Raw genomic sequence first — 25,928 nt, forward strand, 5'->3', positions numbered from 1 at the left:
TAGCGCAAGTCCGCGAAAGTGGGGGGCGCCGCGAGGGCGCTCAGCGTCCGGTCAGGGCGCCTCAGCCGGCGCCGCCCGGCTTGTGCCGCTGCGAAGGCTTGGCCGGCTCCGAGGTCTTGCGCGCGGCGGTCTTGCGGGGCGCGGCGGCGCTGCCCTGGTGCTTGAGCTGCGCCTCTAGCGCCTCGACCCGGGCCCGCAGGGCCGCCACCTCGTCGGCCGACGGCACGCCGAGCTTTTCGAGGGCGCGGGCGACCCGCTCCTCGAAGATGTTCTCCAGCTTGCCCCAGCTGCCCGCGGCCTTGGTGCCGAACTCGCTGGCGAAGCCGGCCATCCGGGCCTGCGCCTGGGCCAGGGTTTCCTCCGCCGCCTGCTGGGTCTTCTTCTGCACGCCAGCCCCGTCCTTGACGAGCGCTTCGAAGGCCTTGCTGCCTTCCTGCTGCATCTTGGCGAAGGCGCCGAGGCCGGCCAGCCAGATCTGCTGGGCGGAGTCCTTGATGCGGTCGGAGGGTTTGTCGTCGTCGGAGGTCGGCATGGGTCTTCCTTGGGGATGAGTATCGACTCTAGCTTGGCGCGCCAGAACCGGTGTAGAGGCCGCGTTCTATATATATCCTCTTTGGCTCCTAGCTCAGGCACGGCCGCGCAGCGTCTGGTTCGAGGTGGCGCCACGAGACAGCGCGAATCCGCCCAAATCGCCATCGGAGCTTCCTTCGGGCTCGTTTCGCTTTGAGCCGCTGCTGCCTCAGCTCTCGCTTGAGTTGACGTGAAAAGCATCCGTTAAGATTTAAAAGCCGGCCACTAAACAATTGCCGGCGGGAAAAATCCGTACCCTGAAAAATCGGGTTAACAAGATAAAACTTTAGATCTATCCCAATTGAAAGCAGGTGTTTCAAAATATCGCGACAACAACGCGCTCGTGACGATCGATGAATGGTATGGCGGCAATTCAAGCCATGAATGTTGATGCATAACTAAAAAACAGTGAGGTGTGACCAATGAGATACAAATTTACCCCATTTCGGCAGATTGAAAATATTTATTCGTCGATCATCAACTCGGCGTCGACATTGGCGAGAATTAATAAATTTCTCGAAGAAAGAGGTTCTGAAGAGGCGAAGGAACGCCAGGATTCGAGTAAGCGCAACTTTGATTTGCTTTCGATCCCACAAGGCCTGGCCTTCGCGGAGGTTGCACCCACCGGACAGTCGCAGGCGTCGGCGCTTCGGCGTGAGTTTGAAATTCTCAAATCTGAATTGACTGTCGCCATGCCCGGCAATCCAGCTGCATATGGATGGAAGACTTATTCTCAGTGCGACGAGGATGGCATCATTCGGGAGTGTTTGAATAGAATTTCGCAAAGCACAGTGCTATCTCGAACGTTCATCGAAATAGGTTGCGCCGACGGGCTGGAGAACAATACTCATCAGCTGGCGTTGGATGGCTTCGCGGGCTACTGGGTCGATGGCGATTCGGCAAAAATCCGTTTTGTGGAAGAGCAGTTGGGAGGAGCTGTTTTCCCTGGCCTGCGGGTGCAGGAGGCGTTCGTGACTTTGAGTTCCATGCCCTCGATCGTCAAGAACGCATGCTCATTTTTGGGCACTGAAGATATTGATTTCTTCTCTCTCGATGTCGATGGCAACGACGCGCACCTCGTTCGCGAGACTTTAGGCTTGATTCGACCCAAGCTTCTTTGTGTCGAGTACAACGCGAAGTTCCGGCCGCCGACACGTACGGAAATGGACTACGCCGATTCGCATCGTTGGAGCGGCGATGACTATTTCGGCGCGTCATTGCAGACATGGGTCGACACTTTGGATGGGTATTGCCTCGTAGCGTGCAACCTGAGTGGCGCCAATGCGTTCTTCGTCCGCTCGGATCTCGCAGGCGCATTTCGCTTGTTCACCATCGCTCAGCTTTATCAGCCGCCTCGCTATTGGCTCGCCGGCAATGTCGAGGGGCACCCGGCGAGCCTCAGGTGGCTGCGCCAGGTGGTACGAGAAAACCGAATCGAACGTCCGTGGCTCATCGAGGCCGAGGTTCGTGGGCTGCCTACATTCGATTTTGAGATTCATCGACGCACGGATCAGTACATTTCTGAAAATCTCGCAAGGAACAGTATTTGGGAACCCTTCGAGACGGAAGTCTTCTGCCGACTGTGTCAGTCTGGAGACTTCGTTCTCGACATTGGTGGAAATATCGGCTGGTACTCTGTGCTCGCTTCGAAATTAGTGGGCCCGATCGGTCGACTTCTCACCTTTGAACCTGATCCTGCCAATTTTGCACTCCTCTCGAGAAATGTGGCACGCTGCGGCGACAGGCCGACCACCGATCTTCGACAAGAGGCAGTCGGTGAAACGCCCTCCAAGGTGAAGTTGTTCCGATCAAGCACCAACCTGGGAGATCATCGACTCTTCGACGATGGGACCGAACGTGGATCCATCGAGGTCCCTTTGCAAACGCTGGATTCCATGCTCGTCGGCGAAGCACGTTGGCCGGACATCGTGAAATCCGACACCCAGGGATCGGAAGCGCGAATCCTGCGGGGCGCACGGGCCACCCTGTCAAGGGGCTGGCGTCCCATCTTCCTTCTAGAGTTCTGGCCCTTCGGCCTGACAGGCTCGGGCAGCGATCCGCTCGCCCTGTGGACGGAGTTGCTGGCCCTGGGCTACAAGATGTATGAAGTCTCGGAGGCGAACCCTAGGCTGACGACCCTGGCCGAGTCGCGCATGATGATGCGCCTGTCGACGGATATCACGGTCGAATCCGGTGGCTTCATCAACATTCTTGCCATCCCTGAAGGCAGCAGTCGCCGGGCTCTGATCGGAGATCTGATCGATTGAGCGGGTCAATCTCTTGGGGTGGGGCGGCGATCGTTCATTGCCTGTTGCACCGCCTCGAGAAACTTGGGTGCCACTGACTCGGGCGCGAACTGACGCAGGTGTTCGGCACCCAACTTCGCGAAGGAGGCGTAGCTGGAAGCGCTGCTTCCAGAGCGCCATTCAGTCGATCGAACCTCATCGGCCACGCTGGCGATTGCATCGGCGAGCGCGTCGATGTTTGAAGTCGGCACCAGCGTACCGAGTCCGCCACAGATCGCGGGCATGTTGGAGTTGTCGTACGCCACGACACGGCAACCGCTGCCGATCGCTTCGACGATGGGAACGCAAAAGCCTTCGTGTTGTGTGGGTAGCGCAAATATATCCGCCTCCTGAAGCAGACGGTTCTTGGTTTCGTCTGTTGCGTTGCCGTGAAGGAAACCTTCCAGTAGGTTGTCTTGCACGTGCAGCGACTTGATCGTCGCGAGAAGCTGGACCAAGAGTCTTTGATCCGAGAAATTGAGATTGCCAACGAGGTCGACTTTGACTTGGCGATAGCCGAGCCGCCGAAGTTCTGGGGCTTTGACCTCCAGCGCGCGGAGCAGTTGGTCGGGTCCTTTGGCTGGTGTAAACCGACTGATGAAGAGTATCCTCAGCACCTCGTCTCGAAAGCTTGGCTTCGAGAGCGGTGCACGAAGACTGGAGTGAACTGCCAAGGGAACGACCACGGCATCTCGGTCCAAGTGATGCTCGCGCAGCAACTCGCGGTTCGTGTCACTGACGCAGATGACACGATCTGCCCAGCGAAGATTTTGAAGCTGGGCGAATGATCTTTCGATGAGAGTGCGGCTATCTTCTGGTACCAGAGCTGAAGGCGTAATATTGTGAAATACGACTATTTTTTTTGCTTTTTTCGGGGTGATTGGAAGAAGGTTAAGTAGGGGCGAGTAAATGCCAAAGTGAAAAACGATCAGGTCACTGGTCTGAAAATGGCGATCCAGTATCACGTTCTTGAAATTGTCTGCAAGCGTATGAGGTATCGTCTCATAGTCGCAAGCGTAGGTGTAAAGTCGTAGATCGTCGTCGCCCCTGTCGGCCAAGAATCGTATCTCGTCGCAGACAGCATTGGAGATGGCGTCGTTGCGTACACAAACGCCGGCCAAGTAAGAGATTTTCACTTGCAGGCCTGAAGAAAATATCGCTGGGCCGAGCGATACATCTCAACGCTGCATTGAGCCATCTGGTGCGAGGTAAAGCGTTCGTCAAAGATTTTGCCACCCGCAGCCCCCATGTCGCGTCTCAATGCCTTCGAACGCAGGAGTTTCAGGAGCGCGGCGGTCAGCTCTTCGATCGATTCGGATTGCACAAGTAAGCCGCTTTCGTTTGCCGCCACGACCTCTGGGATCCCACCGACATCGCAACCCACCACGGGCTTGCGCGCTCGCATGGCCTCCAGAAAAACGAGACCGAAGGATTCAAATCGACTGGGTGCGACGAACAGGTCGCAGGTGGCATAGGCAGCACGGAGTGTTGCGTCGTCCACCCGTCCCTCGAAAATGACCTGGGTCGCCCAGCGCCGACCCACGGCACTCGTACGAAACTCTTCTGCGTAGGTCTTTCCATTTTCATCGGTTAGCGAATGGTCGCCGACGATCCTGAATAAAGTCCTCGGTTCGAAGTCGAGTACCCCAGGAATGGCTTTCAGTAAGGTGTCAATGCCTTTGCGTGCTTCCAAACGACCAACGAAGAGCACGACTGGAGCGCAATTGTCGGACATGCTGGCATTGACAATCGGAGCCAGACCCAAGGGCACCAGATGCAGGCGCGTGGGGTCGAATCTGAAGCCATAGGCATGCTCTATTTCGGTCCGAATCGCCGAGCTGATAGCTCGCACGCCATCCGCGTGCATCATCAATTCTCTCTCGAGAGTCAACATGGGTGCGCCGAATTGCAGCATCCACTGTCCGTCTTCTCGCTTTTGCGGGTGGGATTCGAGCCAGAAATGCAGGGTGGTCTGCAGGCTGGTCACCAGCGGCCAGCGCTTTTCAAGCAGGAACGCTATGCCCTCGCAATCCCAGATGGGCGCTTCCACCACATCGATATGGTGATGCGTGGATATCCGAACAACCTCTTGATATGCAAGTGCCGACCAATTTCAGATGTCCTGCGGAACCTTCTGCGCGATGGCTCGCGGCAGACGCTCGATTCGTCGGTTCTCCAGGCGATGCACCCACACGCCATTTTCGAAGTCGACGCGATTGATATCAGGGCTGCGCGTGACGACGTGGACGGTATTGCCGCGGGCCGCGTAGGCTTCTGCCAAGTCCTTGTTGAACGTCCCGATTCCTCCGCCATGGCCGGGAGGAAAGTCCTTCGACACCAGCACGATCGTGAGGCCGTCACCCTCGCCGAGCGGCTCGAAGGGCAAAAAGTCCCCGCTCCAATGACTTCTCTTCTGCTGGTCGATCATCGCGTCGGGTTTTATGCCCTCAAGGCCACGGCGCAAACCAACAGCCAAGGCTCGGTCCACGTCCTGCTCAAATGCGTCGAGGTCATCTTCAACGATCAGGTCATTGTCGAATGCCCAGGCCATTTCCTCACGTTGCCCCTTTATAAAAGCTGACTGCTCGTGAAGTATTTGTTCGACGCGATGGAAGTCGCGGGCATGTTTGAGAGTGAAATAGATTTTGTTCTTGATGATCGGATAGCGATTTCGAGGCACTTTGTTGTGGCCGCGGATGCTGCTCGGTGCAAACTTGTGATGCACGTACGCATTGGGCAGTTGCACGATCATGTAGCCGGCATCGACGATACGCAGACAGACGTCGGTTTCGTCTAAAAAGTACTCGTATTCTTCATCGAAGCCACCAATTTCAAGAAGGGCCGAGGTGCGGAAGGATGAATTCGTGCCCAAGAGATGCGGAAATCTGAAGCTCTTCGGGTAGCACAAGTGTGGCGTCGCCCCCGCAGGGGAGAGGTCGGCGGTTCCGAATCGGTCGACCAAGCCATAGCGATACTGAAAGGCATATCCGGTGTGGTCGAATACGTGGCCGCCTACGGCCCCGACCTGCGGGTCGGCGTACGCGCCTGCCAAGTGCATCAGCCATTCCGGCTCAGGGATTGCGTCGTCGTCGATGAAGGCCACGACATCCCCTCGAGCCATGCAGATCCCGATGTTGCGCGACACGGAAAGGTTGGCAAGCGGGCAGGATGCCGACCTGATCGAGCCTTGCCAGCGCGCAATGACTTCATCCGACTCGTCTGTGGAAGGCCCGTTGACGACGATGACTTCAAACGGTGACTCGTACTTCAGCCATTTGAGACTTCGCAACGTTGCATCGAGACTGCTGCCTCGATTTAACGTGTTGATCACGATGGAGAAACTAAGCGCGCTGCCTGATCTTGAATCGGACCGATTCATAGGCTCGAAGATTCCTTGGTTGCCGAGATCTCGAATTCAAAGCATCGACCGTTTCGTCGTGCTTGGGCGATGACTTCGGTCTTTTCAAAGCCGGCTTCTTTCATGAGCGCCGAGAGCGATGCAGGCGTGAACATATTGAAGTGAAAGTCGCCGTCGTAGTCTTGTCCGCCAAAAGTCACTTCCCGTAAGTCCTCATATGGAAAACTGCCGTTGGAATACTCGCGAATCATGGCCTCTGCGTCCGGGACTATCGACACCAGCTTGCCTCCGGCCTTCAAGAGGTTGAAATAATAGGGAAGGAGCGATCTGCGTAATTGTTCCTGCGGAAAGTGCTCCAACATGTGCGAAGATCGGATTTCTTGGATTTCTTGGATTTCTTCATTTTCGAATGGCAATTCGTCTGCTTCGGCGACGATGTCGACTCCTGGCAGTTCTCGCAGATCGATGTTGAGGTAGCCGTCCACAATCACATGGCCACACCCAATATTGATCTTGGGGCCCGAAATTTTGGCAGCTTCGAGCTTCTCCGGAGCAAGGATCTTGGATTCGGCGCGGATTTTTTCGTTGTTCAATGAATTCGATGGTGCGCCATATCGCACCTGGAACATCAATTCGCGTCGAACGAATTCGACGCGGCCGAGGAGATAGGAGATCGAAGGCCTAAAATCGGAGGAGAGGTTGAAAATCGAGGATTGAAGCCGATCTTCTAGGTTTCGAATATCTGCGGAGAGATTGGCAATCGAAGGTTCGAATCGCTCGTCTAGATTTCGAAGATCCTTTGTCAGTGTTCGCAGGGCGACCGGGACGGACCTCGCCAAATCGGCTTGTTCGGCTTCGCTTCGTGCGAGTCGGCTGTTGATGCCGGAAATGGTGTCAAGCAGCTGAGGTAACTGTTGGCCGAAGAATCCCTGTTCACGCTCGCCAGCTTCTCGTATCAACCCCCGCAGTTCCTCGACAGCTTGATGTGATTCGTAATGCAAGGTGACGAGGTTGGCGTGGCCGTCCAATGTGTTCGGGCCGCGAATGACCGCGACGCCGATGCGTGCAAAACGTCCAAGAAGTGGCCATGCCGCGACTCCCCGCACGCAGCGCCTAAAAAATGCCTTCATAAAATCCTGTAGTGAAACGGTTTGGGCCGCTCTCTGGCACTACGCGGGTGCCAAGGGCAGGGCTCGCGAAGAGCTGCTTGGGTGGTTTCGCTGGTCGTCGAGCTGTTGCGTAGAGATGGCTACGTAAGCGTTAACTTCGCGTGCGATAAGCAGCCGATGCCGAGATCTTCCGTGCCGCCGGAGTCTATGCATCTGTTTGGCCGATGTATCTGGGAAAAATCTGAATCTAAAATCCGAAGCAGATGAAATGGCATCGAGCGAGTTGGCTTCGAGGCGGCTTTCGGTGTCTTTCCAGCGACGACTCGCGGGCCCTGTGCGGCCGTCAGCCCCTAGGCGGAGGGGATAATCGCGATCTTCCGGGGCGAGCGACAGGCGACCCCCCGGCTCCCGAAACTACGAAGGACGTCATGATCCTCATCACAGGTGGCGCCGGCTTCATCGGCGCCAATTTCGTTCTCGACTGGGCTGCGCAACAGGGCGAAGCCGTGGTCAACCTGGACAAGCTGACCTACGCGGGCAATCTCGAGACCCTGGCGTCGCTCGACGGCAACCCGAAGCACGTCTTCGTGCAGGGCGACATCGGCGACAGCGCGCTGCTCGACCGGCTGCTGGCCGAGCATCGGCCGCGCGCCGTCGTCAACTTCGCGGCCGAGTCCCACGTCGACCGGTCGATCCACGGCCCCGAAGACTTCGTCCAGACCAACGTGCTCGGCACCTTCCGCCTGCTGGAGTCGGTGCGGGGCTACTGGAGCACGCTGCCGGCCGAGCAGAAGGCCGCCTTCCGCTTCCTGCACGTGTCGACCGACGAGGTGTACGGCTCGCTCTCGGCGACCGACCCGGCCTTCACCGAAGAAAACAAGTACGAGCCCAACAGCCCGTACTCGGCCAGCAAGGCCGCCAGCGACCATCTGGTGCGGGCCTGGCACCACACCTACGGCCTGCCCGTGCTGACCACCAACTGCTCGAACAACTACGGCCCGTTCCACTTCCCCGAGAAGCTGATCCCGCTGATGATCGTCAACGCGCTGGCCGGCAAGCCGCTGCCCGTGTACGGCGACGGCATGCAGGTGCGCGACTGGCTCTACGTCAAGGACCACTGCAGCGCGATCCGCCGCGTGCTCGAAGCCGGCCGGCTGGGCGAGACCTACAACGTCGGCGGCTGGAACGAGAAGCCCAACATCGAGATCGTCAACACCGTCTGCGCGCTGCTCGACGAACTGCGTCCACGGGCCGACGGCAAGAGCTACCGCGAGCAGATCAGCTACGTCACCGACCGTCCCGGCCACGACCGCCGCTACGCCATCGATGCCCGCAAGCTCGAACGCGAACTGGGCTGGAAGCCGGCCGAGACCTTCGACACCGGCATCCGCAAGACCGTCGAGTGGTACTTGGCGAATGGCGAATGGGTGGCCAACGTGCAGAGCGGCGCCTACCGCGAATGGGTGCAGAAGCAGTACGCGGCTGCGCCCGCCAAGGCGGCGGCATGAAGCTGCTGCTGCTCGGCAAGGGCGGGCAGGTGGGCTGGGAGCTGCAGCGCAGCCTGGCGCCGTTGGGCGAGGTCGTGGCGCTCGATTTCGACAGCACCGACTTCCATGCCGACTTCAGCCATCCGGAGCAGCTGGCCGACACGGTGCTCGCGGTGCGGCCCGACGTGGTCGTCAATTCGGCGGCGCACACCGCGGTCGACAAGGCCGAGAGCGAGCCGGAGTTCGCGCGCAAGCTGAACGCGATCTCGCCGGGCGTGGTGGCCCAGGCGGCGCAGCAGATCGGTGCGCTGATGGTGCATTACTCGACCGACTACGTGTTCGACGGCAGCGGCAGCAAGCCGTGGTTCGAGGACGACCTCACGGCGCCGCTCAGCGTCTACGGCAGCACCAAGCTGGAAGGCGAGCTGCTGGTGGCGCGGCATTGCGCCCGGCACCTGATCTTCCGCACCAGCTGGGTCTATGCCGCGCGCGGCGGCAACTTCGCCAAGACCATGCTGCGGCTGGCCAAGGAGCGCGACCGGCTGACCGTGATCGACGACCAGTTCGGCGCGCCGACCGGGGCGGAGCTGCTGGCCGACGTGACGGCCCATGCCATCTGCGCGACCCTGGCCGACCCGGCCAAGGCGGGGCTTTATCACCTGGTGGCGGGCGGCGAGACCAGCTGGCACGGCTATGCACGCTTCGTGCTCGCGCAGGCGCAGGCCGCCGGGGTTGCGCTCAAGGCTTCGCCCGACACGGTCGATGCGGTGCCGACCAGTGCCTTTCCCACCCCCGCCGTTCGCCCACACAATTCCCGGCTGAACACTGACAAGCTGCAGGCGACTTTCGGGCTAAAGCTGCCGCATTGGCAGGCCGGCGTGGCGCGAATGCTCGCCGAGACCCTCTAATTCGAGACGACAAAGAATGACCCAACGCAAAGGCATCATCCTGGCCGGCGGCTCCGGCACGCGGCTGCACCCGGCGACCCTGGCCATGAGCAAGCAGCTCCTGCCCGTCTATGACAAGCCGATGATCTACTACCCGCTGAGCACCCTGATGCTCGGCGGCATGCGCGACATCCTGATCATCAGCACGCCGCAGGACACGCCGCGTTTCCAGCAGTTGCTGGGCGACGGCAGCCAGTGGGGGATCAACCTGCAGTACGCGGTGCAGCCGAGCCCGGACGGGCTGGCGCAGGCCTTCATCATCGGCGACAAGTTCGTCGGCAATTCGCCGAGTGCGCTGGTGCTGGGCGACAACATCTTCTACGGGCACGACTTCGTCCACCTGCTGTCGGATGCCGACAAGAAGGACGCCGGTGCGACGGTGTTCGCCTACCACGTGCACGACCCGGAGCGCTACGGCGTGGTCGCCTTCGACGCCAACGGGAAGGCCAGCAGCATCGAAGAGAAGCCGGTCAAGCCGAAGAGCAGCTATGCGGTCACCGGGCTCTACTTCTACGACAACCAGGTGGTCGACATCGCCAAGGCGGTCAAGCCGAGCGCGCGCGGCGAACTGGAGATCACGGCCGTCAACCAGGCGTACCTGGATCTGGGCAAGCTCAATGTGCAGATCATGCAGCGCGGGTACGCGTGGCTGGACACCGGGACGCACGAGAGTTTGCTGGAAGCGGGGCAGTTCATCGCGACGCTGGAGCATCGGCAGGGGTTGAAGATTGCTTGTCCGGAAGAGATTGCATGGCGCAATGGCTTCATCTCGGGGGCGCAACTCGAGAGTCTCGCGACGCCCCTGGCGAAGAGCGGGTATGGCCGGTACCTCAGGCATTTGCTGCGCGAAGAGGTGCGCTCTTGAAGGTGCTTCCACAATGACCGAGCGATCGATAGGGAGCCCCCGCTTCAGCGTCATCATCCCGACGCGCAATCGCCCCGAGACCTTGCGGCATTCCCTGGCAACTTGTCTCAACCAGGACTTCGAAGACTACGAGATCCTGGTCTGCGACAACAGCGATTCAGTAGCGGCGGCGCAAGTGGCAGAGATCGTCGCCGCGGCAAAGTCTTCCCGCATACGCTATCTACAGCCCGAACGTCCGCTGGCAATGAGTGCCAATTGGGAACGAGGCCTGAGCGAAGCGATCGGCGAATATGTGACTGTTCTCGGCGACGACGATGGGCTCATGCCGTACGCCTTGCGGGAACTCGATCGCTTGGCGTCACGTACCCACGCCAGGGCGATGCGCTGGCAGCGGGGCATCTACACATGGCCGACGATCGGAATCGAGCGCGAGGCGAATCTGCTCATCGTCACCTTGTCCCGAACGGTCGCCGAGATCGACGGTCGGGCGCAGATCGCCAAGGTCATGCGCTTCGAGGACGGAACGGATTCGTTGCCAATGATCTATTGTTCGGCCATTCACCGAGATCTGATCGCGCAGCATCGGGCGGCGACCGGCCGCGTCTTCTTGAACGTCTATCCCGATATCTATTCCGGATTCGGTTTCGGATATCTCGTGGGCAAGTACCTGTCGATCAGTACGCCCATGAACATCGCTGGCCTGTCGCACGCCAGCAATGGCGTCGCCACGCTGATGCACGAGAAGAAAACGGCTGTCGCCAATGATTTCTCTACACTGAACGAGGCCTTCGGCTATCGGCGTCACCCGCTCGTGCCGGACAAGATGATCTTGGCTCCGGTTCACGTTGTCGACTCTTTTCTTCACGCGAAGGATGCGCTCTTTCCGCGTGACGACACCTTGGTTCTCGATCGGAAAGCCGTCACCGAGCGCTATCTCGGCGCGATTTTGGAAACCGATCCGAAGGACAGAGATGAGGTGCGGCAGATCATCCGGGCTTCGGTCTCTGACAGCGCTGAACTGCTGCAATGGTTCGATACTGAAGCGCCCAGCTTCCCGCCTGCGCTGCCTCACACGTTCCGTCCTCGGACGTTGGGCTTCGATGGCATCACTCTGAGCCTGGATGCCGGTCCCTTCGGCGTCGAGAATATTTCCGATGCGGTGGGTTTGGCGACATCGTTGCTCGGCGTCGATCGACAGGAGATCGCGTTTGACGTGCCGTCCCTGCACGACATGCGTGCGCAGATAGAAGCGGAAAGGCAAAATGCATTGCGTGCGGAAGCCGACGCTACTGAAGTACGCCGGCAGGCGGCTGCGGACGCCGCGGCGGCTGACGCCGATTTGGCCAGCATGGCAGCGGATGCGCAGGCTTTGCGAGAGGTGTCGACGCAGTTGGAACTCCGACTTGCGGACGCGCAGCGTCTGGGCTCGTTGCGATACGTGCCGAGGCGATTGGTGCGTAAGGCAATCAGTTTGTTGAGAAAGCCTTCTAGCGTTGCGTAGTGCCCCGCACTTCGTCCGACGTGCGGGCGTGGATTTCGAGGCAGCAGCGAATTTGCCCGGTTGAGCGGCACTCGGCCGATTGCTTTTTTTTTCGAATCGCGAAGTAAATACGATGAAGGCAGTCATTCTGGCTGGTGGCTTGGGAACACGCATCTCGGAAGAGACCCATCTCAAGCCCAAACCGATGGTCGAAATCGGTGCCAAACCCGTGCTCTGGCACATCATGAAACTCTACTCGGCATATGGCATCAACGACTTCATCATCTGCTGTGGCTACAAGGGCTACGTCATCAAGGAGTATTTCGCCAACTACTTCCTTCATATGTCCGACGTGACCTTCGACATGCGCAGCAACGAGATGCATGTGCATCAGCGTAAGGCCGAGCCGTGGAGGGTCACGCTAGTCGACACCGGAGACGAAACCCTGACGGGCGGGCGATTGAAGCGGGTCGGTGAGTACCTGCAAGACGAAGAGGCGTTCTGCTTCACATACGGAGACGGGGTGGCCGACCTTCGAATCGATCAACTGCTCGACTTCCATCGTGCGCACGGCCGTCTGGCGACTGTCACGGCGGTTCAGCCTGCCGGTCGCTATGGTGCCCTGGAGCGCGAGGGCGACTCGGTCAGGGGGTTTATCGAGAAGCCGCGGGGCGATGGCGGCTGGATCAACGGTGGGTTCTTCGTCCTGTCACCCAAATGTCTCGACTACATCGAAGGCGACCAATCCAGCTGGGAAGGGGCACCGCTTGCTCGGATCTCGCAAGATGGCCAGTTGATGGCGTTCGAGCACGAAGGATTCTGGCAGCCGATGGATACTCTGCGCGACAAGACTCACCTCGAGCAACTGTGGGCGAGCAATGCGGCGCCATGGAAGGTCTGGTCGTGAATCCTGCGTTCTGGCGAGGCAGGCGGGTCCTGGTCACCGGCCATACCGGTTTCAAGGGCAGCTGGCTGGCGCTTTGGCTTCACAGTCTGGGCGCCGAAGTCCATGGCTACGCGTTGTCGCCGCCGACGCCAACCAATTTGTTCGCGGTCGCGCGGATCGCCGACACGCTCCACGGCCATGCGATCGCCGATGTGCGCGATGCACCGTTCTTGCAGCAAGCAGTTCGCAGGGCCGCGCCTGAGGTCGTCTTTCACTTGGCGGCTCAGCCGCTGGTTCGACAGTCCTACCGCGAGCCGGTCGAGACTTATGCGACCAACGTCATGGGCACGGTCAACCTGCTGGAAGCCGTGCGTTCGTGCGAAGGCGTGCGAGCGGTCGTGAACGTCACGACGGACAAGTGCTATGACAACCGGGAGTGGCTCTGGGGCTATCGTGAAGGCGAGGCACTCGGCGGTTCCGACCCCTATGCCAGCAGCAAGGCCTGTGCGGAACTGGTCACGGCCGCTTATCGATCGTCCTTCCTGGCGCAGGCCGGCGTTGCAGTGGCGACGGCCCGCGCCGGCAACGTGATCGGCGGCGGCGACTGGGCCGACGATCGGCTCGTCCCGGACTTCTTCCGGGCCGTTCAGCAACAGCAGCCGTTGGAGGTCCGGTACGCCGGATCCACGCGGCCATGGCAGCACGTGCTCGAGCCCTTGTCGGGCTACCTGCTGCTGGCCGAGCGACTGGCGCTGGGTGGGGCTCGATTTGCGTCGGCGTGGAACTTCGGTCCGGCAGAGGACGATGCGGTGCCAGTGCGGCAGCTGCTGGATCGCCTCGCCAGCAGGATGCCGGGCGCGCTGTGGCGCGAAACCGATACGAGCGCTTTTCACGAGGCTGAATATCTCAAGCTCGACAGCAGCAAGGCGAGAAGCGAACTCGGATGGCGGCCGCGATGGAGCCTTGACCTCGCTCTCGAGAAGATCGTCGAATGGGATCGCGCCTGGCGTGCGGGAGAGGATATGCAGCAGACCTGCTTGTCGCAGATACGGACCTACGAAGCTGGGGGCGGCCATGCCGCGCTTTGAAGTCAGCGCCACCGGGCTGGCCGGGCTCAAGCTGGTCCAGCGGCAACTGCGGGTAGACTCGCGCGGATTCTTCAGCCGGTTTTTTTGCGCCGAGGAATTGAGACTCGCAGGGTTCGCCCAACCGGTGGCCCAGATCAACCATACCCTGACGCGCCAGCGCGGCACGGTGCGTGGCATGCATTTCCAGCATCCGCCCCATGGCGAAGACAAGTTGGTCAGCTGCCTTCGTGGAGAAATCTTCGATGTCGCGGTCGATTTGCGCAGGGACTCACCGACTTTTCTTCAATGGCATGCCGAAGTGTTGAGTTCCGAGAATGGCCGCAGTCTGCTCATTCCGAAGGGCTTCGCGCATGGATTCCAGACGCTCGACGACGACACCGAATTGCTCTATCTCCACTCCACGCCCTATGTCCAGAGTTCGGAGGGCGGACTGAACCCCGCCGACCCTGCCCTTGCCATCGATTGGCCGCTCCCGCTCGGCGAGCTTTCGGCGCGCGACGCCGGACATGCTCTGCTCACCCCTGAATTTCGCGGTGTCTGAAATGAAATGTCGACATTGCCAGGCGGAGCTCTCGCTGCAGCTGATGGACTTGGGCTCCTCCCCTCCGTCGAATGCCTACCTGAGTGCCTTGAGGCTCGTGGCTCCGGAATCCTGGTATCCCTTGCGCGTCTTCGTCTGTACGCAGTGCTGGCTGGTGCAGACTGAGGACTACGCCCACTACGCTCAGCTCTTTTCCAGCGAGTACGCCTACTTCAGTTCCTACTCGACGAGTTGGCTGGCGCACAGCAAGCACTACGTGAACGAGGTTGTGCATCGTTTTGCGCTTTCAGCGTCGTCGCATGTCGTCGAAGTGGCAGCCAATGATGGCTACCTGTTGCAGTATGTGAAGGAAGCCGGAGTGCCATGTACCGGCATCGAGCCGACGGCGAGTACCGCGCGCGCGGCGCGGGCCAAGGGGCTCGATGTGATCGAATCCTTTTTCGGTGTCGAGTTGGCCGACCGACTCGTCGCTGATGGCAAGGCCGCGGATCTGACCGTCGCCAACAATGTGTTGGCGCACGTGCCGGACATCAACGACTTCGTCGAAGGATTTGCCAGGCTGCTCAAGCCGCAGGGCGTCGCCACGTTCGAATTTCCGCATTTGATGAGACTGGTGTCCGACTGCCAGTTCGACACCATCTACCACGAGCATTTTTCCTATCTGTCATTGGTGGCGGTACGGCGTCTGTTCGAGGCCAACGGCCTGCTCATCTTCGACGTCGAGGCGCTCGACACGCACGGAGGCAGCCTGCGGGTCTTCGCGCAGCGCAGCGATAGCGGCGAGCGCCCGGTCACGCAACGGGTGTCTCGCCTTCTGCAGCTCGAAGTGGATGCAGGGGTGGAAACCAAGGCGTACTACGAGGGATTTCAAACACGGGCCGACGACATCCGCGATGGCATCGTGACATTCCTGATTGAGGCGCGAAAGGCGGGAAAGACCGTGGGGGCCTACGGTGCGGCTGCCAAGGGAAACACGCTGCTCAACTATGCCGGGGTCCGGGCAGGCTTGGTTCCCTGGGTTGTGGATCGCAATCCCGCCAAGCAGGGCCAGTTTCTGCCAGGGAGCAGGATTCCGATCGTGGATGAAGACCGCCTGCGGCGTGAGCGGCCGGAGTACGTGTTGATCCTGCCGTGGAACCTGAAGGCGGAGGTGATGGACCAGCTTGCCTACGTGCGCGACTGGGGGGGAAAGTTCGTGTGCGCTGTGCCGGAGCTCGAAGTCCTATGAAGATCGCGGTCACCGGCGCCAGCGGTTTCATCGGGCGTCACGTCCTGCGAGCGCTGGATGCGATGCCCGATGTCGAAGTCATCGCTATGTCGCGACGCAACCCCGGCGCGTGGCTGCCTGTCGGAGCCCGGCATGTCATGTTGGACCTTTCAGCTGGGCCTTCGAATCCGTTTGAGGCGCTCGACCGGCCCGATGCCGTGATCCACCTCGCGTGGGATGGCCTGCCGAACTACCAGTCGCGGCATCATTTCGAGACGCAGTTGCCGGAACAGTACCGGTTCCTTCGGCAGCTCATGACCTCAGGATTGACAACGCTGGTGTGCGCAGGCACTTGCTTCGAGTACGGCATGCAATCGGGCGAACTCGACGAATCACTGCCGGCCGAGCCTCGAAACCCTTATGGCTTCGCTAAGAATGCGCTGCGTCAGCAACTCGATTTTCTTGCTGCGGACACCAGACTCACTTGGGCTCGCCTGTTCTACACATATGGAGAGGGGCAGTCGTCGGGCGCGCTGTACAGCCAGTTCATGGCGTCGAGCGCAAGAGGGGATGCCGAGTTCAAGATGTCAGGCGGCGAACAGTTGCGTGACTACCTGCCCGTGGCCGACGTGGCTGCCCATCTGGCGGGGCTCGTGCGCATGGGCTCAGCTGGCGGTATCGTCAACATCTGCTCGGGCCGGCCGATTTCGGTGCGAGCACTTGTCGAGAAATGGCTCGAAATGCATGGGTCGTCCATGAAACTGGCACTTGGTCACTTCGCGTACCCCAGTCACGAACCCATGGCCTTTTGGGGCAGCAACGCCAAGCTGACGCGCCTGATGCAGGAGACACGCTGATGCAACGAGAACTGGTGAACATCCAGGGCCTCCCGGTCTTGCAAAACCGCGTGTTTGATAGCGCGGAGGCCGGAACTGCCTCTCCGAGAGGCAACGTGGTGCTTGTTCAGGATCAGTCCAGCGGACTGATATTCAATCAGGCGTTTGATCCCACCTTGCTGACCTATGACGCCGACTACCAGAACGAGCAGGCCTGCTCGTCAGTTTTTCGCGAGCACCTGGAATCCGTCCTGGCGATCATTCGGCGCCACTTCACGACCCGTTCGCTCATCGAAGTCGGGTGCGGCAAGGGCTATTTTCTCAATCTGCTGCGGCAGTCCGGCTACGAGGCGACAGGCATCGATCCCGCCTTCGAAGGCGACAGCCCTGATGTCGTCGCTGCCCCGTTCTCGCCGTCCCTCGGCTTGTCTGCCGATGGTCTGGTGCTTCGGCACGTGCTCGAGCACATCCAGGATCCGGTCGCTTTCCTGAGGGAGATCGCGCGCGCCAACGGCGGGCAGGGAAAGATTTACATCGAGGTTCCGTGTTTCGACTGGATCTGCGAACGTCGCGCTTGGTTCGACATCTTCTACGAGCATGTCAACTACTTCCGGGCCGTCGACTTCGAACTCATGTTCGAGCGTGTTCACGAACAAGGGCACGTGTTCGGCGGACAGTACCTCTATGTGGTCGCAGACCTCGCCTCCTTGCGGCAACCTGTCGCGACACCGCACCGCTTCGTTCTGCCCCCAGACTTCATGGCGGGCATTGACGAGAGCATGATCGTCTCGCGCGCCACCAGCGGCGCGAAGGCGATCTGGGGTGCTTCGTCGAAAGGAGTGATCTTCTCCCACCATCTCCGTGGCGCCGGGATCGAATTCGACCTCGCGGTCGACATCAATCCGGTCAAGCAGGGCAGGTTCATGGCCGGAACCGGCGTGGAGATCATGTCACCCGAATCCGCATTGCAAAGGCTTCCCCCCGGCACGCTGACGTTCGTGATGAACTCCAATTATTTCGATGAGATCGTGACGCAGTCTCTTGGCAGATTGCGTCTCATAAAGGTGGACCAGAATGAAATTTGAAGACGAAGTGGCTGCCCGCATTGCAGCCAATAAGACCAACGAGACCCTGCAGGCCGATGCCAAGGCGCTGATGGACTCGTCCATCCGCGCTGGCTACTCCTACAACTTCTCATGGATGGGGCGCCCGATCATCCAGTACCCGCAAGACATCGTTGCGCTGCAGGAGATCATCTGGCGTGTCCAGCCCGACCTGATCATTGAGACTGGCATTGCGCATGGGGGCTCTCTCGTTTTCTCTGCGGCCATGCTGGAACTGAATGCTGCATGCGGCGGCCCGCCTGACGCACATGTGCTCGGCATCGACATTGATATCCGAGCCCACAATCGTGAGGCCATCGATGCGCATCCGATGAAGCGGCGCATTGCGATGATCGAGGGATCGAGCATTGCGCAGGACGTGATCGAGAAGGTCAGGGGCATCGCGCACCAGAAGCGCAGCGTGCTCGTGTGTCTCGACAGCAACCACACCCATGCCCATGTGCTGGACGAATTGCGAGCCTATGCGCCCTTGGTAACCCCGGGCAGCTATTGCGTCGTATTCGACACGATCGTGGAAGACTTGCCGGAAAGCCTGTTTCCTGATCGGCCATGGGGACCCGGCGACAACCCCAAGACGGCAGTGCACGAATTTCTGAAGACCCATTCGGCGGCGTTCGAGATCGACCATGGCATGGACAGCAAGTTGCTGCTCAGCGTCGCTCCACATGGGTATCTCAAACGAGTGGCCTGAGACATCATTTCCGAGCGCCCATCATGAAAGTTACCCCTACATTCATCCCGGACGTCCTGGTCATCGAGCCCAAGGTCTTTGGCGACGCTCGGGGATTCTTCTTCGAGAGTTTCAATCAGAAAGCCTTCGATGATGCGGTCGGTCGCCAAGTCGAGTTTGTTCAGGACAACCACTCTCGCTCCCGCAAAGGCGTACTTCGCGGGCTGCACTACCAGATCCAACAGCCACAAGGCAAGCTGGTACGCGTTGTTTGTGGCACGGTATTCGACGTTGCGGTCGACATTCGCAAGTCGTCTCCCACCTTCGGAAAATGGGTAGGGGTTGAACTGAGCGAGCACAACCAAAGGCAGCTTTGGATTCCCGAAGGTTTCGCGCATGGATTCGTGGTGCTCAGCGAACAAGCGGATTTCTTGTACAAGACCACCGACTACTACGCGCCTGGCCATGAGCGTTGCATTGGCTGGGACTCGCTCGATATTCGCTGGCCTGACCTCGACGTGCCTTTCAGCTTGTCCGAAAAGGATCGCCAAGGTGTCGGACTGAGCGGCGCCGAGTTGTTCGAGTGATGACTGCAACCGGTGCTACGGCACCAGGACATCTGGTCACCGACGACACTTACCTCACCAAGTGGCCCGAGAAATTTCGCGCCCTCCCCAGCAATTGTTCATGATGTTCCGTCTTTCTGCGCCTGGCGCCGCCGTACCGCGTTCCCGCGCAGCAACTGAGGCCTTCCAGCTGGGGGTTCAGTTTGTTCTGACCGTGGTTTGCATGACCGCCTCGCTGAGGCTTTGGAACACCGACCTTCGTGTGCCGTTCAACTACTGGGGCGATACGATCTTCGAGTTGATCCTGACCAAGTCAATCGCCGACGGCGACTGGATCTGGTTCATTCATCGGCTGGGAGCGCCTTTCGGCCTCGATATCGCTGCGTTCCCGCAGAATCTGTTCTTTTCGTCATTGATCATGAAGATCATCGCGATCTTCACGAAAGAGCCGGGGCTCATCCTCAATCTCTTTTGGATTCTTTCCGCCGGACTCACCTCGGTCATCTGCCATGTCGCGCTTCGGCCTCTGGGGCTGACTCGGCGTAGCCTTTTCGTGCTGTCCACCCTTTTTGCGCTCCTGCCGCATGTCTTCTTTCGAAATGTCTCGCATGTCAGCCTGACCTACATGTTTGTACCGGTGGTCTGCGCCCAGGCGCTTCTCGTTCTTGCGAGAAATCGACAACAGGGCGACGAGGCCGATTCGACGGACCGGAAATTGCCCCTGCCATTGCTGGTGGTTTCTGGCTTGGCGATCGGTGTCGACTACATCTATACCGCTTTCTTCAGTTGCTTCTTTTTGGCGGTCGCCGGCACGGCCGGTTTCTGTCTGAGTCGACGCCGTGCTCCGCTGGTTTCCACGCTGCCGCTGATCGCCTTGATCTGCGCGTCCGCCTTGGTCAATCTGACGCCCTCGCTTTTGAGCTGGCATCGTGACGGGACACCCGCCAGCGTGACCTATAAGAGTCCCGCCGAAGCCGAGACCTATGGACTCAAGATTCGCCATCTGGTGAGTCCTATATTCACCGACGTGCTAGGGCCGCCGAATGTCGACTTCCCGCTGGAGAACGAGAACGTGTCGGCGAAACTCGGCGTCGTCGGCGGCGCCGGATTCGTCGTGGCTGTGGTTGCTGCGCTGTTCTCGCGCAGGCGGACGCCGGGCAATCAACTGTGGGCTGCCGGAGTGCTCACGGTCGCTGGTCTTCTATTGGCCACCGTTGGCGGCTTCGGTTCGATCTTCAATGTCCTCGTTTCGCCGGACATCAGGGCCTACAACCGAATCTCGGTGTTCATCGCGTTCTTTAGTTTCTACGCGCTGTTCGACGTGATCGAGCGGGTGCGGCTTCGATTTCTGGCGGCCGGCGCGCGGGGCGCGGACTGGGTTTTCTCTCTCGTTCTCGTGACGCTGTTCGTGGGCGGCGTGTTGGACCAAGGTGCCGTTGCCCGCATCCTTTACACAAGTTACGACGTCCACCGGAAGAGCTTCGAAACGGAAAGGGAGTTTGTCTCCCGAATCGAAAGCGTCGCGACGCACACGCACCGAATCTTTCAACTTCCGATCGTCCCCTTCCCTTCGGATGCTGGGCGGGAGCGGATGCTCAGCTACGACCATGGGCGTCCATATCTCTGGTCCGATCGAATGAGTTGGAGCTGGCCTGGCCTGTCGGACAGTCAGGTCGCCTTCGAGTCCGGCTTGACGCCTGAGGACCCGAAGGCCTTGGTCCGTCAACTTGCAGTGGCCGGGTTCGATGGTCTCTGGATCGATCGCTTTGCGTTCCGCAGCGAGGTCGTGGAAAGTCTTGAGCGCGAGCTGAAGGGCTTCGTCCAGGCGCCCCCTTTGATCTCGCGGGATGATCGGTACGTTTTCATTGATCTCAGCGACGCGTCGCGTGCGTGGCAGGAGGCCCATTCGCCAGATGAGCAGCGGCTGCAGCGAGAAGCAATGCTTCGGCCGAGGACTCTCAAGTATGGCAAGGGGTTCTTTGCTGAAGAGACCGCCCAAGGCGGAATGCAGAAGTTCCGATGGTCGGGCAAGTCTTCCGACATCACCTTTGTCAACCCGTCCGGGGCTCGCAGTCATTTCGAATTTACTGCATCAGTACATGGCAACGCTGGGGGTGTACTCTCCGTGCTGGGTCCTCGCGGAATGCAACAGAAAGTGCACCTCGGCAGTGGCGAAGGCAGAGTCGTTCTTTCACTCGATCTCGACCCGAAAGAGAATGCCAAAATTGAATTCTTGTTCGAGGGTACTCGGATAGATGCGCCTGGAGACCCTCGGGCAATGTACTTTTCTCTCATCAACCCCAAAATCAGAGGCGATTGAATTGAAGCTCAATGGCAAAAAAGTCTTGGTCACCGGTGCCGATGGTTTCATCGGAAGCCACCTGACAGAGGCGCTTATTTCGGAAGGCTGCGGCGTGCGTGCCTTCGTCTACTACAACTCCTTCAACAGCTGGGGCTGGCTCGATACGTTGCCGCCCGAAATGTTGAAAGAAATGGATGTTTTCGCAGGTGACATCCGCGACCCCAATGGTGTCGCCGAAGCAATGAAATCATGCGATGTGGTGTTTCATTTGGCAGCCCTCATCGCCATTCCGTTTTCCTACCACTCTCCTGACTCGTATGTGGACACCAACATCAAGGGGACGTTGAATGTTCTGCAGGCAGCACGTCGACTCGACACTGCGCGTGTGCTAGTAACCTCAACATCGGAAGTGTATGGAACGGCCCAATATGCACCGATCGACGAGAAGCACCCCTACCAAGGCCAGTCTCCGTACAGTGCCACCAAGATCGGCGCGGACAGACTCGCTGAGTCATTTTTCAGATCCTTCGAGTTGCCTGTAACCATTGTCAGGCCATTCAATACGTATGGCCCCCGCCAGTCTGCTCGTGCGGTGGTCCCGACCATCATTACTCAATTGTTGCTCGGTCAGACCCAGATCAAACTCGGGAGCCTTAGCCCGACGCGAGATTTCAATTATGTCAAGGATACAGTCCGCGGCTTCATCGCTTTGGCGGAAGCGGATGCGGCAATCGGACGCGAGGTCAATATTGCCACCGGAACCGAGGTTTCGGTGGGAGATATCGCGCGAGTGCTGATCGAGCAGATCAACCCTGCAGCCACGATCCTGACCGAGGATGCGCGCCTGCGACCCGAAGCGTCTGAAGTATTTCGATTGATCGGCGACAACTCACTGATTCGAAGCCTGACGCAATGGAAGCCCGATTTTGACTTGGAAGCGGGGCTTCGTGACACGATTGAGTGGTTCAGAAATCCCGATCACCTTTCCCGCTACAAGAGCTGGCTATACAACATTTGAGGGGACACATGAGAGCCGTAATCTTGGCAGGAGGCAAGGGCACCCGCCTTCGCCCCTACACGACATTGATCCCCAAGCCGCTGGTGCCGCTTGGCGGAAAATACTCCATTCTGGAACTGATTATCCTTCAGCTGAAACGCGCCGGATTCACGCACGTCACGCTTGCCGTCAATCACCTCTCGCAGTTGATCATGGCTTATTTCGGCGATGGCAGCCGGCTCGGAGTCGAGCTCGACTATTCTTTGGAAGAGGTCGAACTCAGTACTATTGGACCGCTAACGCTGATCAAAGATCTGCCCGACGATTTTTTAGTGATGAATGGTGACATTCTTTGCGATTTGGACTATCGAAGTTTCTATGAACGACATGTGACGGAAGGTCGAAAGGTATCGGTGTCGGCTTTCCGTCGCGAAGTAAAGATCGATTTCGGCGTTCTTGGCTATGACGAATCCGGGCAACTGACCTCTTTCAGTGAGAAGCCAACTTACCGATTCGACGTCAGCATGGGTATTTATTGCATCAATCGCACCGTGATCGAGAGTTTGCCTGTAGGCAAGCCTTATGGATTCGATAATCTGATGCACGATGGATTGCAAAAACGGGAACTGGTACACATTCAGCCTTTCGGCGGCTACTGGCTAGACATCGGACGCCCAGACGATTATCAATTTGCGGATGACAATTTCGCAGAACTTGCCGGAAAATTGGGTATTGACCTTGACTAAGCGAGTGCTCATTTCTGGGGGGGGGAGTGTCCTCGGACGCGGGCTGGCCGAGCGGCTCCGGCATGATGGTTGTCAAGTGTGGCAGGGTTCTCATGCCGTTCCGGCAGGCCCTTTCTCCATTCCTATGGACGTTGGAGACGCTGAGCAGGTTCAGCGCGCCATCGAAAGCCTTCGTCCGGAGATGATTTTTCACCTTGCCGCGAGCTACGAGCCAGACATGGAAATGGCTTTCAATGTGAACGTTCGCGGAGCCCAAAATGTCATCGACGCCGTGGCTGCAGCCGGCGTGGACGCACGAATTGTTATGATGGGTTCGGCCGCAGAGTATGGCGTGGTCGCGGCTGAAGAAAATCCGCTCGTGGAAGACCGCTGCTTGACACCGGTGTCCGTATACGGCCTTACGAAGGCCTGGCAGACGATGCTGAGCGTGAAAGCCGCATTCGAAGGACACGATATCGTGGTCGCGCGCATGTTCAATCTTGACGCCCCAGGGCTGCCATCACGTTTGTTCGTTGGAAGCGTCAATCGTCAGATTCAGGAAATCCTTGCAGGGGATCGCTTGGAATTGCAGGTAGGGGCACTTGACGCGGCTCGTGACTATGTCGGCCTTGAAGAAGCGATCGAACAATTGCTGGTGATTGCAAATCGAGGGGTCAAGGGCTCCGTATATCATGTCGCGTCGGGACGCCCTATAAGCATGAGGGATTTGCTTGTGAGAAAGTTGGAGGCTGCTGGATTGGATGCCGCAGTCATCAGAGAGCGAGCAGTAGGCGTCGCACGCCTCGGCTATGACGTGCCATTGGTATACGCAGACATTGCACGCACTCGTGCACTTTATACGGAGTGACAATGACTTCATTGCATTCACTCACTATCGTCGCCCCCGTCTATAACGAAGAGGCCGTGATCGGACAGTTTCACGCAAGGACGATGGCGGTGGCGGACGCTTTGCAGGGCGTTGACACCCAAATCGTCTACGTGGTTGATCGCGGCACGGACCGGACGCTCGATGTCCTTCGCTCGATCGCGCTGGAAGATTCGCGCGTCACTGTGCTTGCGTTGTCTGCGCGGTTTGGCCATCAGATGTCTTTGCTCGCCGGGATCGAGAACTCATTGGATTCCGACGCAATCGTGATGATGGACAGCGATTTGCAACACCCGCCGGAGTTGATTCCGATTCTGCTCGAGCGGTTTGCCGAGGGTGTCGACGTCGTCTACACCGTGCGCGCAGAAACGCGCGGAATAAGCTGGACGCGCGCGAAAGCAGGAGAACTTTTCTATAAACTGATGAATGCGCTATCCAGCGTCCCGATCAGGAAAAATGCTGCCGATTTCCGGTTGATCTCGAAGAGGGTTGCGAACATTCTGGCGGGAGATTTTTCTGAGCGGAACATGTTTCTTCGTGGAATTTTCTCCTGGATCGGATTCAAGCAGGTGGGGGTGGAGTATGTGGCGGACGAACGGGCAGCCGGTCACTCGAAATACTCTTTATCCCGTACGCTTCGTTTTGCGCTGACAGGAATCTTGTCGTTCAGTACGAAGCCGCTGCAATTGGGTATTATCGTTGGCGCCTGGACCGGTGGGGCTGGATTTCTGCTTATGTTCGCCGCAGTGGTAAGCTACTTCATCGATAGGTCAATTCCTAGTGGCTGGACGACCGTGGTGGTGTTGCTCTTGTTTTTCAGTGCTATTCAATTATTCGTGATTGGTATTATTGGAATGTACATCGGTGATCTCTATCTCGAGATGAAGGGGCGGCCGAGATACATTCTTGATGAAAAGATAAATCATGGAAAAGACAAAAGTTGACTTCGACGCCTACACTGAAAACTACAATGATCTGCTTCGAGATCAGACGTCGTTTTTTTCAAGCAATGATCAGTATTTTGCGGAATACAAGGTTCGCGCTGTTCGCTCAAAATTGAAGCGAGAGCCGAAGCGAATTCTGGAATATGGTTGCGGCATCGGACGAAACGTACGATATCTGGCGGCTGAGTTTCCCTTTGCAGAAATCGTTGGAACAGATATCTCGCACGAAAGTATCGACCTGGCTCGGTCTGAAAATTCTCATGCCCGCTTTGAGGTAGAAAGCTCTTCATTGGAGTTGGGCGAATTCGATCTTGTTTTCGTTGCCGGTGTTTTTCATCACATTCCGCCTTCGCAAAGGGCCGAATCCGTTCAGACGATTTTGAATCGGATGAGGAAGGGTGGCGAAGTTTTTATATTTGAGCACAATCCATACAACCCTGTTACGCGACGAATCGTCAATAATTGCCCGTATGATGCCGATGCGGTTTTGCTGCGACCGGCTGAGCTCCGGCAGCGGCTCGAGGCAGGAGGGTTCAAGTTGCTTGACGGCTCGTATTGCCTCCTCATTCCACCTTCGTTGAAATGGCTCGCGCCCATTGAGAGGTTTTTTGGTGCTCTCCCGCTTGGCGGTCAATACTGGGTCAGCGCCGAGAAATGCGACAACTGATTCGCTTCGGGTTGGTAGGCGTCTTCAATACATTTTTTGGGTACGCCATCATTTTCTCCGCGATGTATGGGCTGCAGTTTTCCCCTGTTGCGGCCAACGCGTTGGGGTATGGCCTGGGGTTGATTACTTCGTATTGGCTGAATCGGACGTTTACTTTCAGAAGCACATCAGCGGTCAAGCCCGAGGTCGTCAAGTTTTTGGTCGTGGTCGGCCTTTCGTACGCAGTCAACTTGATCGTGTTGCTGGTGTGGATGAAGGTTTTCGGCCTTCACGAGGGCCTGGGCCAGTTGGCGGCGGGCGTCGCCTATATCGCCTCGTCATATGCGCTCAACAAGTACTTCGTTTTTCAGAGAAGCAAGCAAGCTTCCTAGGCCAGGACTCGCCGACG

Annotated in this window: 25 protein-coding genes; 20 read left to right on the top strand and 5 right to left on the bottom strand. The window is 58.5% G+C overall.

All coding sequences use genetic code 11. The features are described from left to right. Positions 1-61: 61 nt before the first annotated feature. A complete protein-coding gene (locus QTI33_RS14220; protein WP_286506678.1) occupies positions 62-532 on the bottom strand; it encodes a phasin family protein in 471 nt (156 codons plus the stop codon). Positions 533-992: 460 nt separating this feature from the next. Here QTI33_RS14220 and QTI33_RS14225 point away from each other — a divergent pair, with 460 nt between their 5' ends. Then, positions 993-2,837, top strand: coding sequence for an FkbM family methyltransferase (locus QTI33_RS14225; protein ID WP_286506679.1), 1,845 nt, complete (start codon positions 993-995; stop codon positions 2,835-2,837). Between the two features lie 5 nt (positions 2,838-2,842). Here QTI33_RS14225 and QTI33_RS14230 read toward each other — a convergent pair whose 3' ends face one another. The 4 genes from QTI33_RS14230 to QTI33_RS14245 form a co-directional block, all read right to left on the bottom strand. Further along, complete coding sequence (locus QTI33_RS14230; RefSeq protein WP_286506680.1) at positions 2,843-3,991, bottom strand: glycosyltransferase family 4 protein; 1,149 nt, start codon at positions 3,989-3,991, stop codon at positions 2,843-2,845. Next, positions 3,988-4,905: a glycosyltransferase gene (locus tag QTI33_RS14235; RefSeq protein WP_286506681.1), complete on the bottom strand. Its 918-nt coding sequence runs from the start codon at positions 4,903-4,905 to the stop codon at positions 3,988-3,990. The genes QTI33_RS14230 and QTI33_RS14235 overlap by 4 nt, the downstream gene beginning before the upstream one ends. Positions 4,906-4,968: 63 nt before the next feature. Next, positions 4,969-6,234: a glycosyltransferase gene (locus QTI33_RS14240; RefSeq protein ID WP_286506683.1), complete on the bottom strand. Its 1,266-nt coding sequence runs from the start codon at positions 6,232-6,234 to the stop codon at positions 4,969-4,971. Next, positions 6,231-7,343 carry a class I SAM-dependent methyltransferase gene (locus QTI33_RS14245; protein ID WP_286506684.1) on the bottom strand — a complete coding sequence of 371 codons (1,113 nt, stop codon included), beginning with the start codon at positions 7,341-7,343 and terminating at the stop codon, positions 6,231-6,233. The genes QTI33_RS14240 and QTI33_RS14245 overlap by 4 nt, the downstream gene beginning before the upstream one ends. Positions 7,344-7,750: 407 nt before the next feature. Here QTI33_RS14245 and rfbB point away from each other — a divergent pair, with 407 nt between their 5' ends. The 19 genes from rfbB (at position 7,751) to QTI33_RS14340 (ending at position 25,911) form a co-directional block, all read left to right on the top strand. After that, positions 7,751-8,830, top strand: a complete 1,080-nt coding sequence (rfbB, locus tag QTI33_RS14250; protein ID WP_286506686.1) for a dTDP-glucose 4,6-dehydratase — start codon at positions 7,751-7,753, stop codon at positions 8,828-8,830. Continuing rightward, entirely contained in the window at positions 8,827-9,717 is an 891-nt protein-coding gene (gene rfbD / locus QTI33_RS14255) for a dTDP-4-dehydrorhamnose reductase (protein ID WP_286506687.1), read from the top strand. Before rfbB ends, rfbD begins: the two co-directional genes overlap by 4 nt. 16 nt (positions 9,718-9,733) lie before the next feature. Further along, positions 9,734-10,621 (top strand): glucose-1-phosphate thymidylyltransferase RfbA, encoded by an 888-nt coding sequence (gene rfbA, locus QTI33_RS14260; protein WP_286506688.1) that lies wholly within the window; start codon positions 9,734-9,736, stop codon positions 10,619-10,621. A gap of 13 nt (positions 10,622-10,634) precedes the next feature. Next, positions 10,635-12,122, top strand: coding sequence for a glycosyltransferase family A protein (locus tag QTI33_RS14265; RefSeq protein ID WP_286506689.1), 1,488 nt, complete (start codon positions 10,635-10,637; stop codon positions 12,120-12,122). A 112-nt stretch (positions 12,123-12,234) separates the two neighbouring features. Next, positions 12,235-13,008, top strand: a complete 774-nt coding sequence (gene rfbF / locus QTI33_RS14270) for a glucose-1-phosphate cytidylyltransferase (protein WP_286506690.1) — start codon at positions 12,235-12,237, stop codon at positions 13,006-13,008. Continuing rightward, positions 12,990-14,075 carry a CDP-glucose 4,6-dehydratase gene (gene rfbG, locus QTI33_RS14275; protein WP_286506691.1) on the top strand — a complete coding sequence of 362 codons (1,086 nt, stop codon included), beginning with the start codon at positions 12,990-12,992 and terminating at the stop codon, positions 14,073-14,075. The genes rfbF and rfbG overlap by 19 nt, the downstream gene beginning before the upstream one ends. Beyond that, a complete protein-coding gene (locus QTI33_RS14280; RefSeq protein WP_286506693.1) occupies positions 14,062-14,616 on the top strand; it encodes a dTDP-4-dehydrorhamnose 3,5-epimerase family protein in 555 nt (184 codons plus the stop codon). Before rfbG ends, QTI33_RS14280 begins: the two co-directional genes overlap by 14 nt. A gap of 1 nt (position 14,617) precedes the next feature. After that, positions 14,618-15,844, top strand: a complete 1,227-nt coding sequence (locus tag QTI33_RS14285) for a class I SAM-dependent methyltransferase (RefSeq protein ID WP_286506853.1) — start codon at positions 14,618-14,620, stop codon at positions 15,842-15,844. Further along, the gene (locus QTI33_RS14290) at positions 15,841-16,680 is read left to right on the top strand and encodes an NAD-dependent epimerase/dehydratase family protein (protein WP_286506694.1); all 840 of its coding nucleotides are present in this window, start codon (positions 15,841-15,843) and stop codon (positions 16,678-16,680) included. Before QTI33_RS14285 ends, QTI33_RS14290 begins: the two co-directional genes overlap by 4 nt. Further along, positions 16,680-17,744, top strand: a complete 1,065-nt coding sequence (locus QTI33_RS14295) for a class I SAM-dependent methyltransferase (RefSeq protein ID WP_286506695.1) — start codon at positions 16,680-16,682, stop codon at positions 17,742-17,744. Before QTI33_RS14290 ends, QTI33_RS14295 begins: the two co-directional genes overlap by 1 nt. After that, positions 17,734-18,474: a cephalosporin hydroxylase family protein gene (locus QTI33_RS14300; RefSeq protein WP_286506697.1), complete on the top strand. Its 741-nt coding sequence runs from the start codon at positions 17,734-17,736 to the stop codon at positions 18,472-18,474. Before QTI33_RS14295 ends, QTI33_RS14300 begins: the two co-directional genes overlap by 11 nt. A gap of 23 nt (positions 18,475-18,497) precedes the next feature. Next, positions 18,498-19,040 carry a dTDP-4-dehydrorhamnose 3,5-epimerase gene (gene rfbC, locus QTI33_RS14305; protein WP_286506698.1) on the top strand — a complete coding sequence of 181 codons (543 nt, stop codon included), beginning with the start codon at positions 18,498-18,500 and terminating at the stop codon, positions 19,038-19,040. A 100-nt stretch (positions 19,041-19,140) separates the two neighbouring features. Beyond that, positions 19,141-21,339: a hypothetical protein gene (locus QTI33_RS14310; protein WP_286506699.1), complete on the top strand. Its 2,199-nt coding sequence runs from the start codon at positions 19,141-19,143 to the stop codon at positions 21,337-21,339. Continuing rightward, the gene (locus QTI33_RS14315; protein ID WP_286506701.1) at positions 21,275-22,339 is read left to right on the top strand and encodes an NAD-dependent 4,6-dehydratase LegB; all 1,065 of its coding nucleotides are present in this window, start codon (positions 21,275-21,277) and stop codon (positions 22,337-22,339) included. The genes QTI33_RS14310 and QTI33_RS14315 overlap by 65 nt, the downstream gene beginning before the upstream one ends. 8 nt (positions 22,340-22,347) lie before the next feature. Next, complete coding sequence (locus tag QTI33_RS14320) at positions 22,348-23,064, top strand: nucleotidyltransferase family protein (RefSeq protein ID WP_286506703.1); 717 nt, start codon at positions 22,348-22,350, stop codon at positions 23,062-23,064. Further along, positions 23,015-23,911, top strand: a complete 897-nt coding sequence (locus QTI33_RS14325; protein ID WP_286506705.1) for a GDP-mannose 4,6-dehydratase — start codon at positions 23,015-23,017, stop codon at positions 23,909-23,911. The genes QTI33_RS14320 and QTI33_RS14325 overlap by 50 nt, the downstream gene beginning before the upstream one ends. Positions 23,912-23,913: 2 nt before the next feature. Further along, positions 23,914-24,873, top strand: a complete 960-nt coding sequence (locus QTI33_RS14330) for a glycosyltransferase family 2 protein (protein WP_286506706.1) — start codon at positions 23,914-23,916, stop codon at positions 24,871-24,873. Beyond that, the gene (locus QTI33_RS14335; protein ID WP_286506707.1) at positions 24,854-25,540 is read left to right on the top strand and encodes a class I SAM-dependent methyltransferase; all 687 of its coding nucleotides are present in this window, start codon (positions 24,854-24,856) and stop codon (positions 25,538-25,540) included. The genes QTI33_RS14330 and QTI33_RS14335 overlap by 20 nt, the downstream gene beginning before the upstream one ends. Continuing rightward, entirely contained in the window at positions 25,528-25,911 is a 384-nt protein-coding gene (locus QTI33_RS14340) for a GtrA family protein (RefSeq protein WP_286506708.1), read from the top strand. The genes QTI33_RS14335 and QTI33_RS14340 overlap by 13 nt, the downstream gene beginning before the upstream one ends. Positions 25,912-25,928 lie beyond the last annotated feature (17 nt).

The organism is Variovorax davisae (assembly GCF_030316845.1).
Lineage (GTDB): Bacteria > Pseudomonadota > Gammaproteobacteria > Burkholderiales > Burkholderiaceae_C > Variovorax > Variovorax davisae.